Source organism: Streptomyces sp. CC208A (assembly GCF_030010625.1).
In the GTDB taxonomy this organism is placed as follows: domain Bacteria; phylum Actinomycetota; class Actinomycetes; order Streptomycetales; family Streptomycetaceae; genus Streptomyces.
Genome location: NZ_JASCXN010000008.1, coordinates 29,091 through 46,792, shown reverse-complemented (window position 1 = coordinate 46,792; position 17,702 = coordinate 29,091). Strand labels below are relative to the sequence as shown.

The 17,702-nt window shown below is 75.2% G+C and carries 12 protein-coding genes and 2 pseudogenes; 5 read left to right on the top strand and 9 right to left on the bottom strand.

Annotated elements, in window-relative coordinates; all coding sequences use genetic code 11:
* The first annotated feature begins 68 nt into the window (after positions 1-68).
* The 3 genes and pseudogenes from QK442_RS11620 (at position 69) to QK442_RS11610 (ending at position 4,362) form a co-directional block, all read left to right on the top strand.
* Positions 69-1,715, top strand: coding sequence for a serine hydrolase domain-containing protein (locus tag QK442_RS11620; protein ID WP_282693813.1), 1,647 nt, complete (start codon positions 69-71; stop codon positions 1,713-1,715).
* 94 nt (positions 1,716-1,809) lie between these two features.
* A pseudogene (locus tag QK442_RS11615) lies at positions 1,810-2,974 on the top strand (MFS transporter).
* A 53-nt stretch (positions 2,975-3,027) separates the two neighbouring features.
* On the top strand, positions 3,028-4,362 hold the full coding sequence (locus QK442_RS11610) for a SpoIIE family protein phosphatase (protein WP_282693812.1): 1,335 nt from the start codon (positions 3,028-3,030) through the stop codon (positions 4,360-4,362).
* 16 nt (positions 4,363-4,378) lie between these two features.
* Here the strand turns inward: QK442_RS11610 and QK442_RS11605 are convergent, their stop codons facing one another.
* From QK442_RS11605 to QK442_RS11565, 9 genes and pseudogenes are all read right to left on the bottom strand, one after another.
* Positions 4,379-5,311 (bottom strand): LysR family transcriptional regulator, encoded by a 933-nt coding sequence (locus QK442_RS11605; RefSeq protein WP_282693811.1) that lies wholly within the window; start codon positions 5,309-5,311, stop codon positions 4,379-4,381.
* Positions 5,312-5,444: 133 nt separating this feature from the next.
* Positions 5,445-6,644, bottom strand: a complete 1,200-nt coding sequence (locus QK442_RS11600; protein WP_282693810.1) for a glycine C-acetyltransferase — start codon at positions 6,642-6,644, stop codon at positions 5,445-5,447.
* 3 nt (positions 6,645-6,647) lie between these two features.
* A complete protein-coding gene (gene tdh / locus QK442_RS11595; RefSeq protein WP_282693947.1) occupies positions 6,648-7,682 on the bottom strand; it encodes an L-threonine 3-dehydrogenase in 1,035 nt (344 codons plus the stop codon).
* 162 nt (positions 7,683-7,844) lie between these two features.
* On the bottom strand, positions 7,845-8,627 hold the full coding sequence (locus tag QK442_RS11590) for a 4'-phosphopantetheinyl transferase superfamily protein (protein ID WP_282693809.1): 783 nt from the start codon (positions 8,625-8,627) through the stop codon (positions 7,845-7,847).
* Between the two features lie 24 nt (positions 8,628-8,651).
* A complete protein-coding gene (locus tag QK442_RS11585; protein ID WP_282693808.1) occupies positions 8,652-10,883 on the bottom strand; it encodes a serine/threonine-protein kinase in 2,232 nt (743 codons plus the stop codon).
* Positions 10,865-11,761, bottom strand: coding sequence for an oxygenase MpaB family protein (locus QK442_RS11580; protein WP_282693807.1), 897 nt, complete (start codon positions 11,759-11,761; stop codon positions 10,865-10,867). Before QK442_RS11580 ends, QK442_RS11585 begins: the two co-directional genes overlap by 19 nt.
* 185 nt (positions 11,762-11,946) lie before the next feature.
* A pseudogene (locus tag QK442_RS11575) lies at positions 11,947-13,225 on the bottom strand (VWA-like domain-containing protein).
* A complete protein-coding gene (locus QK442_RS11570; protein ID WP_282693806.1) occupies positions 13,222-14,439 on the bottom strand; it encodes a MoxR family ATPase in 1,218 nt (405 codons plus the stop codon). The pseudogene QK442_RS11575 and the gene QK442_RS11570 overlap by 4 nt, the downstream one beginning before the upstream one ends.
* A 174-nt stretch (positions 14,440-14,613) precedes the next feature.
* Complete coding sequence (locus QK442_RS11565; protein ID WP_282693805.1) at positions 14,614-16,146, bottom strand: hypothetical protein; 1,533 nt, start codon at positions 16,144-16,146, stop codon at positions 14,614-14,616.
* A 207-nt stretch (positions 16,147-16,353) separates the two neighbouring features.
* Between QK442_RS11565 and QK442_RS11560 the strand changes: the two genes are divergently transcribed.
* On the top strand, positions 16,354-16,830 hold the full coding sequence (locus QK442_RS11560) for a GreA/GreB family elongation factor (RefSeq protein ID WP_282693804.1): 477 nt from the start codon (positions 16,354-16,356) through the stop codon (positions 16,828-16,830).
* Between the two features lie 62 nt (positions 16,831-16,892).
* Complete coding sequence (locus tag QK442_RS11555; RefSeq protein WP_282693946.1) at positions 16,893-17,675, top strand: hypothetical protein; 783 nt, start codon at positions 16,893-16,895, stop codon at positions 17,673-17,675.
* Positions 17,676-17,702 lie beyond the last annotated feature (27 nt).

The following is a 17,702-nucleotide window of genomic DNA, read 5'->3' as shown; positions in this document are numbered from 1 at the left end:
GACGGGGCGGGCCCGGGGGAGGCTGGGACCGTACGGGCGGGCGGGGCGGAGGACGGGAAGGCGGACGGGTGGACGGCGTGCTGCGGTGGGGTACGGCGGAGGAGGCCGGGCTGCTCGGACGGGAGCTGGAGGGCATGGTCGAGGACCTGCGCGGGTTCCTCGGTCCCTCCCCCGTGCATCCGTGGTGCGCGGGGGCCGTGGTGCTCGCCGGGCGGGGCGGGACGGTGGCGCTGCACCGGGCGGTCGGCTGGGCGGTGCGCTGGGCCGCGTACGACGAGGAGAGCGACACGGCGGTCGGGCTCCCCCCGGAGCTGCGGGTGCCGATGACCCCCGACACGGTCTTCGACCTGGCCTCGCTCACCAAGCTCTTCACCTCCCTCCTCGCCGTGCGCGAGGTCGAGCGGGGCACGCTGGAGCTCGGGGAGCGGGTCGCCGCGTACCTGCCCGGGTTCGGGCGGGCGGGGAAGGCGGGCATCACGGTCCGGCAGCTGCTCGCGCACACCTCGGGGCTCCGGGCGGAGCTGCCGCTGTACAGGGCGCCGGACCGGGAGGGGCGGCTGCGGCTGCTGCGGGAGGAGGAGCCGGAGTCGCCGCCCGGCTCGGCGTACCGCTACTCGGACCTCAACCTGATCGCGTCGCACCTGCTCCTGGAACGGATCACCGGTCGCGGTCTGGAGACACTGCTCCACGACGAGATCACCGCTCCGCTCGGGATGCACCGCACGCGGTTCGTTCCCCCGCTCTCGTGGCGGGCGGAGACCGCGGCGACCGAGGACGCCCGCCGGCCGTGGGCGCGCCTTGACCGGGGCATGGTGCGGGGCGAGGTCCACGACGAGAACGCGTACGCGATGGGCGGGGTCGCGGGCCACGCCGGGATCTTCTCCCGCGCCCGCGACCTCGCGGTCCTGGCCCGGACGCTCCTCGACGGCGGCGCGTACGGCTCCGTCCGCATCCTCTCCCCCGCCTCCGTGGACCTCCTGTTCACCGACGTCAACGCGGCCTTCCCCGGTCACGCGCACGGTCTCGGCTTCGAGCTGGACCAGCGCTGGTACATGGGCGCCCTCTCCGGGCCGCGCACCGCGGGGCACACCGGCTTCACCGGCACCAGTCTGGTCCTCGACCCGGAGGCCGACGCGTTCCTGATCCTCCTCGCCAACGCGGTGCACCCCGTCCGCACCTGGCGTTCCGGCTCGGCCCCCCGCGTGGCGGCCGCCGACCGTCTCGCCCGGGCGATCCCGGTACGCCCTCCGGCCGGTGCGGGCGCCACGGCCTGGTTCTCGGGCATGGCGGCCCCCGAGGGCGCCACGCTCGCCCTTCCGCCGACGGGTCCGGGCGCGGCCCGGTTCAGCTGTCTGCTGTGGTGGGACACGGCGCCGGAGACCGACCGGCTCGTCCTGGAGGACACGGCCGGCGGCCGCCCCGTCCCCTTCCGTACCGTCCCGCTCGACCGGCCGGAGGCCGAGCGCCTCCACCCGGACGGCACGGCCACCGGCTGGTCCGGCCGGTGCTGGCACCGTCTCACCGCCGACCTGCCGCACCGAGCCCCCGTCCGCCTCCGCTTCCGGTACGCCACCGGCTCGCCCACCGTCGGACGCGGGGTGTACGTGACCGGGCTCCGGGTCCTGGACGGCGCGGGCCGGGTCCTCTTCGACGAGGCCCGGCCGTCGGACGCGGCCCGCGTCGAGGCGGCCGGCTGGCACCGCTCGGCGGACTGAGGGGTGGCCCGCGCGGTGGCCGGTCGCGGCTCCGGCGCGGGGAGAGTCGGCGGTCCGGGGCGGGGCGGAGTGGAGTGGGAAGGACGGTGGGGGCGTGGTGGCGCGGCGGTCGCTGGGAGGGCGGTTCGGCCAGCTGTGGGCCGCGTACGCGGTGAGCACGTACGGGACGTGGCTCGGTTTCGGCGCCTTTCCGCTGCTGGCGGTGGTCGTGCTGGACTCGGGTCCGGCGCAGGTCGCGGCGCCGGCGGCGGCGGGGCGAGCGGTGGGGGCGGTGCTCGCGGTGCCGCTCGGGCCGTGGGTGGAGTTCCGGCGCAAGCGGCCCGTCATGGTCACGAGGGACCTGGTCCGGTTCGGGGCGCTGGCCAGCGTCCCCGCCGCGTATCTGCTGGGGTGGCTGGGCTTCGCCCAGCTCCTCGTGGTCTCCGTGGCCGTCGCGGCGGCGGACATCGCGTTCCGCGCGGCGAGCGGCGCCCTCCTGAGGGGGCTGGTGCCGCCGGACGACCTCCTCGTCGCGAACAGCCGCTTCGAGGCCACGAACTGGACGGCCTCGATGGCCGGGCCGCCGCTCGGCGGCGCCGCGATCGGGCTCTTCGGGCCGGTGACGACGATCCTCGCCGATGCCTGCAGTCATCTCCTCTCCGCCCTGGGCATCCGCTCCATCGGCGGGACGGAGCCGGAACCGGTGCGGCGCCCGGAGGGACGCGATCGCGGTCAACGGTCCGATCATGGCCTCCGAGCCGCTGCTCGCCATGCTCCTCCTGCGCGACCTGGGCTTCTCCCCTTTGCAGTACGGCCTCGTCTTCGCGGCGCCGTGCGTCGGCGGGCTCGTCGGCTCGCGGCTGGCTCCCCGGCTGGTGGCCCGGTTCGGTGACGGTCGCGTGCTCCGTACGGCGGGCGTGCTGCGCTCCTGCTGGTCGCCGGGGCTCGCGGTCGTGCCGTCCGGCGCCGCCGGGATGGCGGTGGTGAGGGGGGTGCAGCTCGGCCTGGTGGCGTGCTGCGGCGTGTTCGACCCGGTCCTCGCCACCCACCGGCTCCGCCACACGGATCCCGCCCGGCTCTCCCGCACCCTGGCCGCCTGGTCGGTCAGCGCGGGCCTGTCCGTCGCCGCCCTGACCGCCCTGTGGGGCCTCCTCGCCGCCGTCACCGGGCCGCGCACCGCCCTCGCCGCGGCGGGCGCCCTCCTCCTGGCCACTCCGCTGCTGCTCCGGCGGGCCGGTACTCAGGCGGGCCCTGAGCATGTGAGGTCCGGCCGCGGGTAGACGACAGATGGGCTTCGCTCACGTTCGACCGCGCTCGACGAGAGGGGCGCCGTATGAGCCAGGAGGACAAGGGGCCGGGCCGATCCGCCTCGCCGGCGAAGAGCCTCGGGGAAGAGAACCTGGACCGGCTGGAGCAGGGGCTGCGCCAGCTCGCCCGGGCGCACGGGCGGATGCAGGACCTGCTGGACTCGGTCCTGGCGATCAGCCGCGAGCTGAACCTCAACCTGGTCCTCCACAAGATCATCGGCACGGCGCGGCAGCTGGTCGGGGCCCGCTACGCCGCCCTGGGCGTGCTCGGCGGGGGCGGCGCTTTCACCGACCTGATCACGTCCGGGTTCGGGGCGGACCTGACCGCCCGGCTCAGCGGCACGCTCCCGCACGGCACCGGCCTGCTCGGTGACCTGGTCCGTGACCCGGCGCCGCTGCGCGTGGAGGACCTGGCCCATCACCCGCACGCCGCCGGGTTCCCGGAGGGGCATCCGCGGATGAGCACCCTCCTGGGGGTGCCGATCCGGGTCCGCAACACCGTCTACGGGAACCTGTACCTGGCGGACAAGACCGACGGCGGCCCGTTCACGGACGACGACGAGGCCGTCGTCACCGCCCTGGCCAGCGCCGCCGGCGTGGCGATCGAGAACGCCCGCCTGTACGAGCAGCTGCGCCGGGCCACCGAGGAGTTCCAGCGGCGCCTGCTCCCGGACATGCCGCGCCTGGACGGCCTTGAGCTGCACGCCCACTACCAGCCCTCCACCGAGGCGCCGCGGATCGGCGGCGACTGGTACGACCTCATCCACCTGCCCGACCGCGTCCCGTGCCTGATGCTCGGCGACGTCATGGGTCACGGCATCCCGGCGGCCACCGTGATGAGCCAGATCAGCAACATGCTCCGGGTGATCGCCTTCGACGAACAGGAGCCGCCCAGCCGCATCCTGCACCGGCTCGACGTCGTGCTGCACGAACTGCACGGCGGCCCCATGGCCACCGTCATCATCGCCCGCCTCGCACCCGAGGGCCCCGGCCGCCGCCTGCAGTGGGCCAGCGCCGGCCACCTCCCCCCGCTCCTGGTCACACCCGGCCACGAAGCCCGCTATCTGCACGCCGACACGGGTCTGCCCCTCGGCGTCGACCCCGACCTGCCCCGCCCCGACCACGAGGAACCCCTCCCGGTCGGCAGCATCCTGCTCCTGCACACCGACGGCCTGGTGGAACAGCGCGGCGAGCCGATCGACACCGGCATGGGCAAGGCGGCCGGCATCGCCGCCACCTACGTCGGCAGGCCGCTGCCCGACCTCGTCGACGCCCTCGTCGAAGCCCGCGGCGGCACCTTCGAGGACGACGTCGCCCTCCTCGCCGCCCGTGTCACCCCCCGCTCCGAGGAGGTCGGCTGAGCACTCCGTCGGCCGGTCAGGGGGACGGGTTCCAGGGGGTTCCGGCGCCCGGGGCCGCGGCGGCGCGGAGAGCCGTCAGGACGGGGCGGATGAGGGGGTGGTCCTCGGCGCCCCGGCGTACGGCGGCGAAGACGCGGCGGGTGGGGGCGACGCCGTCCACGGGCCGGATCCCGACGTCCGTGAGGTCCATGCCACGCAGGGCCGAGCGGGGCACGAGGGCCACTCCTGCGCCTGCGGCGGCGAGCGCGACAACGGCCCTGAAGTCGTCCGAGACGTGCTCGAAGCGGGGTGCGAACCCGGCGTACTCGCAGGCCAGGACGGTGACGTCGTGACAGGGGTTGCCCGCGGACTGGCCGATCCAGGCGTCCTTGGCGAGGTCGGCGAGGACGATCCGGTCGCTGCCCCCGAGGGGGTGGCCGGGCGGAAGCACCGCGTCGAAGGGTTCCGCGTAGAGCGGGACCCGGGTGAGGCGGTCGTCGTCCTCGCCCGGCGCTCCCCGGTACTCGACCGCCACGGCCACGTCCACCTGCCGGTCCAGGACCATCAGCAGGCTCTCGTCGCCCTCGGCGTCCCGCACCCTGACCCGGATGCCGGGCGAGGTGCCGGCGAGGTCCGCGATGGCCGGTGCGACGACCAGCCCGATGCCGGTGGCGAACGCCGCCACCGTGACCGTCCCCGCCTCGCCGGAGCCGTAGGCGGCGAGCTCCGCCTCCGCCCGCTCCAGCTGGGCGAGCACGGCGTTGGCGTGGTTCAGCAGGATCTCGCCGGCCGGCGTGAGCCTGGCCCCCCGCGCGCTGCGGTCCACAAGGCGGTGGCCCGTCTCCTGCTCCAGGGCGGCGAGCTGCTGGGAGACGGCGGAGGGGGTGAGGTAGAGCGCGGCGGCCGCCGCCGTGACCGTGCGGTGGTCGGCCACCGCACGGAGGATGTGCAACCGCCGTGCTTCGATCATGTGCCTAGTCTCCCAGGCCGGGGGCGGCGCTCATGCCCCTGGTCTGGGTTGTGGATCCAATATCCGGAATCCTGGATCCAGAATTCTGGAGAGGGGATTCGGGATATTGGATCCAAGATCCCTGATCCAGAGCTCAGCCGCGGAGCTCGGCGCGGGCCGCCACGAAGGCGTCCACCGCGCGGTTCACGTCCTCGGTGGAGTGGGCGGCCGAGAGCTGGACGCGGATGCGGGCCTGGCCCTGCGGGACGACCGGGTACGAGAAGCCGATCACGTACACGCCGCGCTCCAGGAGCAGCTCGGCCATCTTCCCGGCCTCCGCCGCGTCGCCGATCATGACGGGGGCGATGGCGTGGTCGCCGGGGAGGATGTCGAAGCCCTCCTCGGTCATGCGGGTGCGGAACAGCTTCGTGTTGGCGTTCAGGCGCTCGCGCAGGTCGCCGGCGGACTCCAGGAGGTCGAGGACCTTGAGGGAGGCGGCGGCGATGACCGGGGCGAGGGTGTTGGAGAAGAGGTACGGGCGGGAGCGCTGGCGCAGCAGGGCGACGATCTCGGCGCGGGCCGCGACGTAGCCGCCGGAGGCGCCGCCGAGGGCCTTGCCGAGGGTGCCGGTGATGATGTCGACGCGGTCCATGACGCCGTGCAGCTCGGGGGTGCCGCGGCCGCCGGCGCCGACGAAGCCGACGGCGTGCGAGTCGTCGACCATGACCATGGCGTCGTAGCGCTCGGCCAGGTCGCAGATCTCGTCCAGCGGGGCGACGTAGCCGTCCATGGAGAAGACGCCGTCGGTGACGATCAGCTTGCGCCGGGCGCCGCCCTCGGTGGCCTCCTTGAGCTGCTGCTCCAGGTCGGCCATGTCGCGGTTGGCGTAGCGGAAGCGGCGGGCCTTGGAGAGGCGGATGCCGTCGATGATGGAGGCGTGGTTGAGGGCGTCGGAGATGACCGCGTCCTCGGCGCCGAGGAGGGTCTCGAAGACGCCGCCGTTGGCGTCGAAGCAGGAGGAGTAGAGGATCGTGTCCTCCTGGCCGAGGAAGGCCGAGATACGGGCCTCCAGCTCCTTGTGCACCTCCTGCGTGCCGCAGATGAAGCGGACGGAGGCCATGCCGTAGCCCCAGCGGTCGAGGGCCGCGTGGGCGGCGGCGACGACCTCGGGGTGGTCGGCGAGGCCCAGGTAGTTGTTGGCACAGAAGTTCAGCACCTCGCCCGGACGGCCGCCTGCGGTGACCTCGACGGTCGCCGACTGGGGGGTGCCGATGACCCGCTCGGGCTTGTGCAGGCCGGCCGCCCGGATCTCGTCGAGGGTGGCGCGGACGTCGTCGCGTACGGAATCGAACATGGGTCAGGCTCCCGCAGTCCAGTCGAGGATGATCTTGCCGCTCTTGCCGGAGGCCGCGTCGTCGAAGGCGGCCTCGTAGTCGCTGTAGTGGTACCGGCCGGTGATGACCGGGGAGAGGTCGAGCCCGCCCTCCAGGAGGACGGACATGGCGTACCAGGTCTCGAACATCTCGCGGCCGTAGATGCCCTTGATCGTGATCATCGAGGTGACGATCCTCGCCCAGTCGACGGCGAAGTCCTCGCTCGGCAGGCCGAGCATGGCGATCTTTCCGCCGTGGGTCATGTTGGCGATCATGTCGCGCATGGCGTGCGGGTTGCCGGACATCTCCAGGCCGACGTCGAAGCCCTCCTTGAGCCCGAGGGTGCGCTGGCCGTCGGCGATGGTCTTCTCGGCGACGTTCAGGGCGAGGGTGACACCGGCCTTGCGGGCGAGGTCGAGGCGCTCCTCGCTGACGTCGGTGATGACGACGTTGCGGGCGCCGGCGTGCTTGGCGACGGCGGCGGCCATGATGCCGATCGGGCCGGCACCCGTGACCAGGACGTCCTCGCCGACCAGCGGGAAGGAGAGCGCGGTGTGGACGGCGTTGCCGAAGGGGTCGAAGATCGCGGCGACGTCGAGGTCGACCGGGACGCGGTGCACCCACACGTTGGAGGCGGGCAGCGCCACGTACTCGGCGAAGGCGCCGTCGCGGCCCACGCCGAGGCCGATGGTGGCGCGGCAGAGGTGGCGGCGGCCGGCGAGACAGTTGCGGCACTTGCCGCAGACGAGGTGGCCCTCGCCGCTGACCAGGTCGCCGACGGCGATGTCGGAGACGTCACGCCCGACGGAGACGACCTCGCCGACGAACTCGTGGCCGATGGTCATCGGCGTGGCGATGGTCTTCTGCGCCCAGCCGTCCCAGGAACGGATGTGCAGGTCCGTACCGCAGATACCGGTCCGCTTGACCTTGATCAGTACGTCCCCCGGGCCGGTCTCCGGCTCGGGCACGTCCGTGAGCCAGAGTCCCGGCTCCGCCTTCAGCTTGACCAATGCCTTCAATGCCACGGCTCCCGACGTGCGCGTCCTGTGATGTACGGGTCAGGGCACGCGCGCGTGCCCAAGATCCTCGGAGGAGAATCTTCCGTACCGAGGGCCCGCGGTCCATCGAGGTTTTCTTAAGCGCGCTCGCAGTTCAGCTTCACACCGACGCGTCGTCCCAGCTCAGGCCGGTTCGCCGACGGCCCCGGCGGTGACGAAGGAGGCCGGGAGCCACCCCGTACGGAGCAGTCCCAGGGTTCCCGCGACGGCGACGGCCGCCGCGTGGCCGTCGGCGGTGGGCACGCTCCGGACGTCCCAGCCGCCGGGGAGGGCGGAGGGATCGCGCTCGCCGAGGTAGTCCTTGTCCAGGGAGCGGGCGACGCCGATGCCGAGCCCCTTGAGGTATGCCTCCTTGCGGGACCAGACGCGGGCGAACACCTCGGGCGCGTACCCGGCCCCGGCGATCTCGGCCTGTTCCCCCGGGTGGAGGGCCGTGGTCACCTCGCGGGCGGTGCCGGCCCTGGGGAAGGTCTCGACGTCCACACCGACGGGGCGGGCGGCGATGCCGATGAGGACGACACCACCGCTGTGGGAGAGGGAGAAGTGCGGGGTGCCGGGCGGGCCGACGACGGCCGGGCGGCCGTGGAGGGCGCCGCAGCCGGGGCAGGGCTCCCTGTGGTACGTGATCGCCGCGGGCGCGACGCCCAGGCGGGGTGCCAGGAGGCGGCGCAGGGCGATGTGGCCGACGCCGTACCGGAGGCGGTCCGCCACGCGGAGGGGGGCGGTGAGCCGGGCGCGCTCCTCGGCGTCGAGTTCGGAGGGGTCGAGGTCGTCCTCGGAGACGTGGTCCACCCGGAGCTGCCACAGGTCGACGTCGACCCGCGCGGGTCCGGGGTCCGGGTCGGGGGCGGGTGCGCGGGGCTCGGGGCCCGCGTCGCCGGGGCGGTCGTCGATCACGTCGATCATTAAATCAGTGCGGTCGGGGCCGACTCAGCGGGCGTCGGTGGCGGTCGGCCCGCCGGGCGTGCCCGCGGTGCCGCCGCGCCGGACGGCGTCGGCCTCGGTGTGGCGGCCGAGCCGGTCGAGGCAGTGGGTGAGCTCGGCCAGGGCGGTGAGCGTGTCCGGGTGCAGGGGGCCGAGGGTCCGGCCGCGGGCCTCGGAGAGGGACCGCAACGGGGCGAGGGCCTCGTTCCAGCGGCCGAGGCGGCCGAGGACAGCGGCGGTCTCGCGGAGGCTGCGCAGGGTGTCGGGGTGGTCGGAACCGAGGACCCGCCGACGGGCCGCGTGCACCGCCTGGACGGTGTCGAGCGCCTCCTGCCAGTGGCCGAGCCGGGCGAGGTGGACGGCGAGGGCGTGCCGGACGCGCAGGGTCTCCGGGGCGTCGGCGCCCTGGGTCCGCGTACGGACGGCGACCAGGTCCCGGCAGACGGCGAGCGCGTCGGCGGCCCGCCCGAGCCGGCCGAGGCAGGCGCTGGTCTCGTAGCGGGCTGCGAGGGTGTCCGGATGGTCGGGGCCGAGCGAGGCGGCGCGGCCCTCGGCGACAGCGCGGTACTGGTCGAGGGCCTCCTCGGCCCGGCCCAGGCGGCCCAGGGTGTGGGCGAGTTCGTGGCGGGTGACGAGGGTGTCGGGGTGGTCGGGACCGAGCAGCCGGGTCCGGGTGTCGGCGACCGCCAGGGCCGTACGGTACGACTCCTCCAGGCGCCCGAGCCGGGCAAGGGTGTACGCGAGGTTGTGGCGGCAGCGCAGGGTGTCGGGGTGGTCGGGACCGGCCGTGCGCTCGCGGACGGTGAGGACGTCGGCGTAGAGCGCGTGCGCCTCGGCGTGCCGGCCCAGCCGGCCGAGGGTGTAGGCGCGCTCCTGACGGGCCGCCAGGGTGTCGGGATGGTCGGGGCCGAGGACGCGGTCCCGGGCCTCGGCGACGCGCTCGAAGGCCTCCAGCGCCTCGGCCGTGCGCCCGAGGCGGCCCAGGGCGAAGGCGACCTCGTAGGCGCTGGCCAGGGTGTCGGGGTGGTCGGGGCCGAGGACCCGGGTCCGGTCCCCTGCGACGGAACGGTGTAGCTCCTCCGCCTCCGTCCAGCGGCCGAGCCGGCCGAGGCCGAGGCCCGCCCGGTGACGGGCGGCGAGCACGGCGAGCAGTTCGGACGTGGCGTCCGCCGCGGGCCGGGCCGGGCCGTCGGAGCCCTCGGTGCCCGGCCCCGCGGTGGTCCACTCGGTGGTGAGGACGGCCGCGGCCGGATCGTGGCCGGCGACGCGGGGTACGCCGGGCGCGGCGGGTCGGGGCCCGCCGGTGAGGTTCCGGGCCCACGCGGGCGTGCCGCCCGCTTCCGGGACCGGCAGGGGGCGCGTCCCGCCGATGGCCGTACCGCCACCGGTCGTACGGCCGTCGACGATGCGGCGGCGCAGGTCGGAGGCGTCCCTCGGACGCTGGTCGGGCACCTTGGCGAGCAGGTCGACCACGAGCCGGTCGAAGTAGTCGGGCAGCTCGGAACGGTGGGCGCGCGGCGGCCTCGGCACGGTGTCCCGGTGGCCGACGAGGACGGCCCAGGAGTCGTCCAGGTCGAACGGCGGCGCGCCGGTGGCGAGTTCGTACAGGACGCAGCCGAGCGAGTACAGGTCGCTGCGGTGGTCGATGTCGCCGCCGCCGATCTGCTCCGGGGACATGTAGTGAGGGGTGCCCATGGCGATGCCGGTGCCGGTGAGGCGCGAGGTGAACCCCATGTCGGCCCCGAGGCGCGCTATCCCGAAGTCGCAGATCTTCACCGTGCCGTCGCGCAGCCGCATGATGTTGGCGGGCTTGAGGTCGCGGTGCACGATCCCCATGCGGTGGGTGTAGTCGAGGGCGTCGGCGACCTGGTCGGCGATGTCGACGACCTCGTGGACCGGCAGCGGGTTCCTGGCCTCGGCGGCGAGGAGCTGGCTGAGGTTGCGGCCCTCCAGGAGCTCCATGACGAGGAAGAGCACGCCCTCGTACTCGCCGAAGTCGTGGACGACGGTGATGCCCCGGTGCTGGAGCCCCGCCGCGACCCTGGCCTCGCGGCGGAACCGCTCCCGGACCACGGTCTGCACGCCCGCGTCCTGGTGCGGGCCGAGCGGCTTGAGGCACTTGACCGCGACCCCCCGGCCCAGCGCCTCGTCGGTGGCGCGCCACACCTCGCCCATGCCGCCGCGTCCGATGACCTCGTGCAGGCGGTAGCGCCCCTGGATCAGTCTGATGTCCCCCATCGTGTGCCGTCGCCCCCGTCGTCTTCGTGCACGCTCTCCGGCCCGTCCAGTATGGCCGCACGCTCGGACAGTGTGTACGGGTCGGGCCGGGCGTCCGGACCGAGGCGGTCCATGGCGCGGAGGATGTGGCGGGGCGGAAGCCGCCAGCGGAGCTCCGCGGGGATGCGGCGCAGCAGGCCGGCGGTGGCGGTGAGGCGCCGGGTGACGGTGGCGGCGGGCGGTACGGGCCGGCCGTAGAGGGCGTGGGCCCAGTCCGGCAGGGTGCCGTACGCGAGCGAGCTGATCCGCCGCCAGACGAGCGCCCGCCCGGCGAGCAGCGCCGGCGGCACGGGCGGTCTGCGCAGGAAGTCGAGCACGGCGTGCGCGTCCTCGCCCGCGGCGAGTTCGCCGCGCACGGAGTCGAAGTACGCGGCGAGCCCGGCCTCCGTACCCGGTACGGTCGCGGGGGCGAGCCCCACGAGCCGCGCGGAGGTGCGCTGTTCGTCCACGTACCGGTCGGCCGGCCCCCCGGTCAGCGGCAGTCCGGAGCGCCGTGCGACCGAGACGTACGAGTCGATCTCGGCGCAGTGCACCCAGAGCAGCAGCGCGGGGTCGTCCACCCCGAGCAGCCGGTGGATCCTCCGCACCCGCGCGCCCGCCTCCTCGGCGGCCTCCGTCGTCCCGTAACTGAGCGTCCCGACGAAGCTCGCCGTCCGCATGAGCCGCCCCCAGGGGTCCTCCCGGAAGCTGCTGTTGATCATGACTCCGCGTACGGCGACGGGGTGCAGGGCCTGGAGGTACAGGGCCCGCACCCCGGCGATCCACATCACCGGATCACTGTGCAGCTGCCAGGTCACGGAGCGGGGCCCGAAGAGCCCGGGATCGGCGTCCTGCCTCATGGGTTCAGGCTACGCAGGGCGGGGCGTACGGGAGCCCGCTCGTCAGGAAGACGGATCCGACATCCTGGATCCGACATCTTGGATCCAGGAGGGTGGATCTCGGATCCGGGACATTGGATCCAATGTCCCGGATGTTGGATCCGAGGTATGGGATCCAGGATCCCGGATGCCGGATCCCATCCCGTTCACCCGATCTCCACCACCCGCGCCCACCCCGGCGGCCGGTCCGGAGCCATGCCGTCCTCGTCGTCGTCCGGCCCCGAGACGGGTGGGCGGGGAAAGAGGCCGACGACGACACGGCAGGAGGGGGCGGCTTCGGGCCAGGGGGTCTGGCCGTCGGTGAGGACGACGAGGACGTCGGGGCGGGGGGGTGAGGCGGAGGGCGCGGGCGAAGCCGGCGCGGAGGTCGGTGCCGCCGCCTCCGACGAGGGGGACCTCGGCGGCGGCGCAGAGGCGCTGGGCGGTGTGGGCGGCCGCGTCGCAGGAGACGACGGTGACCAGGTCGCGGCGGCCGCCGAGGGCGCGGGTGAGGGCGGTGACTTCGAGGAGGGCGCTGCCGAGTTCGGCGTCGGAGACGGAGCCGGAGGTGTCGATGACGACGCCGACGCGGGGAGGGTGGCGACGGAGGCCGGGGAGGACGACGCCGGGGAGGGAGGCGGCGCGGCGGGCGGGGCGGCGGTAGGTGTAGTCGTCGCCGGCGCCCGCCGAGGAGACGGCGGCGCGGAGGGCGGCGCCGAGGAGTTCGCGCCAGGGCTGGGGCGGGTGGCAGACCTGTTCGGCCCAGCGCCGCCAGCCCTCGGGGGCGGTGCCGGGCAGACCGGTGATGCCCTGGGCGACGCGGTACACGACGGCCTCCCGCTCCTGGGGACTGAGGCCGTCGGCGCCGTCGGGGCCGAGCTCCCACGCGCGGTCGCGGCCGTCGGCGCCGCTGCCGCAGTCGAGCCAGGCCATCTCGGGGGTGCGGGGCGTGATGCGTACGGCCCGGAGGTAGTCCTCCATGAGCAGCCCGGTGGCCATCTCGATCATGCCGGGGTGGAGGGCGCCCGCGGGGCGCGGGAGGCCGTCGCCGTAGATGTCGTCGTTGATCTCGAAGTCGCCGGCGATGTTCATGCGGAGGCGTTCGGCCTCGTCGTCGCCGGAGCCGAGGTCGCGGGCGAGGCGGTCGCCGCGGCCGTGGTGGTCGCGGAGCAGGTGGGCGACCTCGTGGACCCAGACGCCGGCGAGTTCCCGCATCGGTGTGCGGTCGACGAAGGCCGGGGACACGTACATCCGCCAGTGCCGGTCGACGCCCATGGTGGGGACGTGACGCGAGGGCACGACCCGGAGGGCGAAGAGGGCGGTGGCGAGGTAGGGGCGGACGCGGACGGCGTAGAGCCGGGCCGTGTACAGCTTGTCGTGGTCGAGGGCCTCCCCGGCCGGGCGGACGGAGGCGGCGGAGGCAGGAGAGGCAGCGGGGGTGCTCATCGGCGCCCCCGCGTCGCGGCGGGCCGGACCGCGCGCCGGGAGAGGCCGACGGCCCCGGCGAGGCGTTCGATGGCGACGGGGACGTCCCAGTCGTCGCGGCGGAGTGCGGCGAGCGTGGTGGCGGGGACGACGACGAGGTCCGGCGGGCCGGTCTCGGCGGCGCGGGCGAGGAGGGCCCAGGCGGCGTCCCAGCGGTCGCGGGCGGGGCGTTCCCGGACGGCGGCGACGACGCCTTCGAGGGCGGCCTGGCGCCGGTCGCCGCGTTCGGGGAGCACGGCGCCGGCCGGGTCGGCGAGGAGGTCCTCGGGGTCGGGGAGGTCCATCCGGTCGAGCCAGGCGAGGAGTTCGAAGCCCGGACCGTCCCCGACGGTGCCGCGGACCAGGAGGGAGAGGACCTCGCGGGAGGAGCCCGCGACGGTCGCGAAGGCGATCAGACGCAGCGTCATGTCCCAGCTGCGGGGCGAGGGCCAGGGGCCGCCCCGGCGGGTCTCCTCCGCCGGCAGCCGGTGGACGAGCGGCGGCCGGGCGCCGAGCAGCCCGCACACCGCCCGGCGGGCCCGGTCCACCGCCTCGGGGAGCCGCAGCGGGTCGAGACGGGGCAGGGTGACGCGGGGCCAGGTGCCGCCGAGGCCGCGGACGACGACCTCGTGCTCGTGGGTCCACCGCAGGTGGACGAACCGGTTGGCGAGCGGCGCGCTCAACTCCCAGCCGTCGGCGGCCGAGGCGCGGGGGTTGGCGGCGGCCACGATCCGTACCCCGGGCGGCAGGGTGAGGGTGCCGACCCGGCGCTCCAGGACGAGTCGGAGGAGGGCGGCCTGGACGGCGGGCGGCGCGGTGGACAGCTCGTCGAGGAAGAGCAGGCCCCCGCCCTCCCGGACGAGGCGGACGGCCCAGTCGGGCGGCGCCATCGTCACTCCGCGCGCGGCCGGGTCGTCGCCGAGGACGGGCAGCCCGGAGAAGTCGGTGGGTTCGTGGACGCTGGCGATGACGGTGGTGAGCGGCAGGTCCAGCTCCTCGGCGAGCCGGGTGAGGGCCGCGGTCTTGCCGATGCCTGGCTCGCCCCAGAGGAGGACCGGCAGGTCGGCGGCGACCGCCAGGGTCAGCGCCTCCAGCTGGTCGTCGGCACGGGGCTCGGTGCGGGTGTCGCCGAGCAGGGCGAGGAGGTCGGAGGCGACGTCGAGCGGGGCGGCCGTCGCGGGGGCGTGGGTGTGCATGGGTGATCACCTGGGGTGGGTGCGGGCGTGCCGGGGCACGCGAGCGAGAAGGAGAAGGAGGGGGAAGCGATGGAGAAGCGGCGGAAAGGCCGAGGACGGCCGGGCGCGCGCCGTCGGCGGACGGGCACGGCAGATCAGCGGGTCAACGCGTCACCGGGTCAGCGCGTCAGCAGGTCAGCGGGCGAGAGCGTGGCGCGGGTGGTCGCGGCGGGCGAGACGGCGGCGGGCCGCGCGGGCGTCGTACCGGGGGCTGCGGGACCGCCGGAGACGGCCGCGATCGGGATCGGATGCGGATGCGGATGCGGACGAGGGTTCGGGGCCGGTGGCGCGCAGGCCCGCCCGGTAGAGCCCGTGCAGGACCTTCCGTTCGGCGGCGCGTTCCAGGGCCTGGCGCAGCGGACCGTCCCGGAGGGCGGCGCCGGGGCCGAGCAGGGCTTCGACCGCGGCGAGCGCGCCGGCCGTGTCGCCGTGGGCGAGGCGTTCGCGTACGCCGCTGAGGCAGTCGGGCCTGCGGCGGGCCTCGTCGATCGCCCGGAGGCAGGAGAGGGGTGTCCCGGAGAGGGCGACGAGCAGTTCCTCCCGGCGGAGTTCGTCCGGGTCGTGGTCGAGCGGCACGAGGACGCCGTCGACGAGCCCGATGCGGTGCACGCTCCCCCGGCACTCCACGAACCGCGGTCCGTCCGCCGTTCCGGCCGGGCGGGCGCCCGGGACGTGCCGGTGTCCGGGGACCAGTGCCTCGGCGACGAGCGGGTGGAGGTCGTCAGGGGTGACCAGGCCGGCGCGGAGCAGCGCGAGGTCGGGTAGGATCCAGGTCGCCGCGTCGGGGAGCAGGGGCGTACCGGCGTCACCGCGGCGGCCGGCGGCCGGGTGACCGGCCGGTCCGCGCCCCGGGGTTCCTCCCGGTCTTCTCGCCGCCGGTGCGGGTTCCGTACGGGCCCTCCCGTCCTCCTCCAGGGTGAGGAGGAGCCGGTGCCGGGCTCCGAGGCGTACGACGACGGGGCCGGGGTTCCCGCCGTCCGCGGCGAGCAGGAGCCGGGCCTCGGCCGCCCAGCGGTCCACGGCCCAGCCGGGTCCTGGCGGGTCGTCGGGGGCGGCCGGGAGGGCCGGCAGCCGGTCGGCGCCGGATCTGGTGCGGAGCTCTCCGGCGCGGGTGGCGTCCCACAGGTGCCGGTGGAGGTCGAACCGGAAGCGGCGGCTGGGGTGCGGGTGGGGGTGCGCGACGGCAGCCGGGTCGTACGGGCTCCGCCCGCGCGGGTCCGTGCCGGCGGGCGGGCCGTCCCAGAGGGCGAGGGAGATCCGCTGGCCGGCGTCGGCCCAGGCGGGGGCGGTGCGGGCCACCAGGTGGACCGGGCGTTCCCCTTTCCGGCCACCGCCCTCGTGGGCGTCGTAGACGGCCAGGGTGACGGTCAGGCCGGGGCGGAGCAGGCCGTCGGGGGCGGTTCTCGGCAGGTGCCGGCGGAGCAGGTCGGGGGCGAGGCGGCGGAGGTCGGCACGCACGCGCGTGGCGAGTTCGGTGCCGTGGGTCCTGGCCAGTGTCCGGGGTGCGAGGTCGAGGTCGACGCCGGCCGCGGCGCAGGCGCCGGCCCAGTCGCCGGCGAGGCGGCGGGCGGTGGCGGTCTCGATCGTGGCGGGCGGTACGGCGTAGGCACGCGCGCGCCGCCAGAGGGAAAGGCGGGTGTCCTCCCGCACGGGCGTGCTCATCAGCATGCACCGTGCGCGGTGAGGACCCCCCATCGGCGTGAGGAGTGAGTGATCATCGCGGTCACGCTAACGCCCCGCCCGCGGAAGGCGCCAGCGGTTTTCCAAGCCCCCGGGCGCCCGAGGCGACGCTTCGTGCGATTTGACGGGATTTCACGGTGATGTCGGAATGGAAGCGTCGTTCTTCGTCCCCGCCACCGCACGACGGGAGCAGTCATGACCGCTGGACCGGAGCCCATCAGCGAGGCCGCCCGCGCGGCGCTGAACCGTGAACTGTCCGAGCTGCGCGCCGAACGGGCGCACGTCGCCGCCACGCTCGGTGACGCCGGGGAGCCGGGTGACCAGGCCGATCAGGCCGACGAGTTGCGGCGGGCCACGGAGGCGGACCGGCTGGACGCGCGGATCGAGGAGATCGAGGAGCGGCTGCGGGAGGGTTCGCGTGCGGGGGCGCCGCCGGCCGGGAAGGTCGGCGTGGGCAGCACGGTGAGCGTGCGGTTCGGCGACGGGTCGGAGTCGACCGTGCACATCGGCGAGCTCGCGGACGCGGACGATCCCGCCCTGGTGACCGCCGACAGTCCGCTCGGCCGGGCGCTGCTCGGGCACGCGGCCGGGGACAGCGTCGCGTACGCGACGCCGCTGGGCCGGACCACCGCCGTCGTCCTCTCCGTGGGCGCGCCGGGCGGCGGCTCCTGACCGGCTCGGCCGAGACGGGTGCCGACCGGGCCCCGACCGACCGGCACCCGGTCGACCGGGACCTGGAGGAGGAGCGCCGGGCGGACCGCAAGGGCGGGCCGGGGCACACCGTGCTGATGGCGCTCGCGCTCGCCGTGCCCGTGGCCAAGGTCGCGTACACGGTGGGCGGCGGGGACGCGGTGCGGGACGTGTTCGTGGGCATGGAGCCGGCGAACTGGCCGGACGTGCTGCTCGGCATGGTGATCACCGATCCGCTGCTCGGTTCGGTGCTCGCCGTCGTCGTCTCCCGAGTCGTCTTCGGCGTCTTCGCGGCGCGTGGCGCCGTGCCCGGCGGCCGGGGCCCCGCGGCCGCCCTGCGCCGCGTGGCGCTGACCCTCGTGAACCCGCTCGCGGTCGGCGTCATCGACACCTGTCTCTTCGGGCCGTGGTGGGGGCTGGCGACTGCGCTCGCCGCGTACGCGCTCCGTGCGGGCGTGGTGGTGGAGTACCGGACCGGGCGGCGCCGTCCGCACCGCTCGCACGGCGCCTCGCACGATCCGGGCTACCGCCCTCCCCCGTGGCTGCGCCGCGCCGCGGGCGCGGAGCAGGTCGTGGCCCTGCTCCTCACCGTCGTCGTCCTGCCGTTCCTGTTCTTCCTCTCGGCGCTCGACGGACAGGCGTGGACCTCGATCGTGGAGTGCCGGGTCACCGACGGCACCCGCACCGCCGACGCCCGGCTGATCGAGCTGAGCCGGAAGGGCGACGGGGTGGTCGGCTGGAACCTGGACGCGGAGGAGGTCTCCAACGGCCTGGGCTGCACCGCCACGGAGAGCCGTTACGTACGCGAGCCCTGGTGGCGTACGTAGGCACGCGCCCTCCTCCCCCGCGCCCGC

What these genes read in the sequence shown, in the direction of transcription:
- QK442_RS11580 (WP_282693807.1), bottom strand. Translation starts at nt 11,761, where the DNA reads ATGAGGCAGGACGCCGATCCCGGGCTCTTCGGGCCCCGCTCCGTGACC.
- QK442_RS11590 (WP_282693809.1), bottom strand. Translation starts at nt 8,627, where the DNA reads ATGATCGACGTGATCGACGACCGCCCCGGCGACGCGGGCCCCGAGCCC.
- QK442_RS11585 (WP_282693808.1), bottom strand. Translation starts at nt 10,883, where the DNA reads ATGGGGGACATCAGACTGATCCAGGGGCGCTACCGCCTGCACGAGGTC.
- QK442_RS11610 (WP_282693812.1), top strand. Translation starts at nt 3,028, where the DNA reads ATGAGCCAGGAGGACAAGGGGCCGGGCCGATCCGCCTCGCCGGCGAAG.
- QK442_RS11565 (WP_282693805.1), bottom strand. Translation starts at nt 16,146, where the DNA reads ATGCTGATGAGCACGCCCGTGCGGGAGGACACCCGCCTTTCCCTCTGG.
- QK442_RS11560 (WP_282693804.1), top strand. Translation starts at nt 16,354, where the DNA reads ATGACCGCTGGACCGGAGCCCATCAGCGAGGCCGCCCGCGCGGCGCTG.
- QK442_RS11605 (WP_282693811.1), bottom strand. Translation starts at nt 5,311, where the DNA reads ATGATCGAAGCACGGCGGTTGCACATCCTCCGTGCGGTGGCCGACCAC.
- QK442_RS11570 (WP_282693806.1), bottom strand. Translation starts at nt 14,439, where the DNA reads ATGCACACCCACGCCCCCGCGACGGCCGCCCCGCTCGACGTCGCCTCC.
- QK442_RS11600 (WP_282693810.1), bottom strand. Translation starts at nt 6,644, where the DNA reads ATGTTCGATTCCGTACGCGACGACGTCCGCGCCACCCTCGACGAGATC.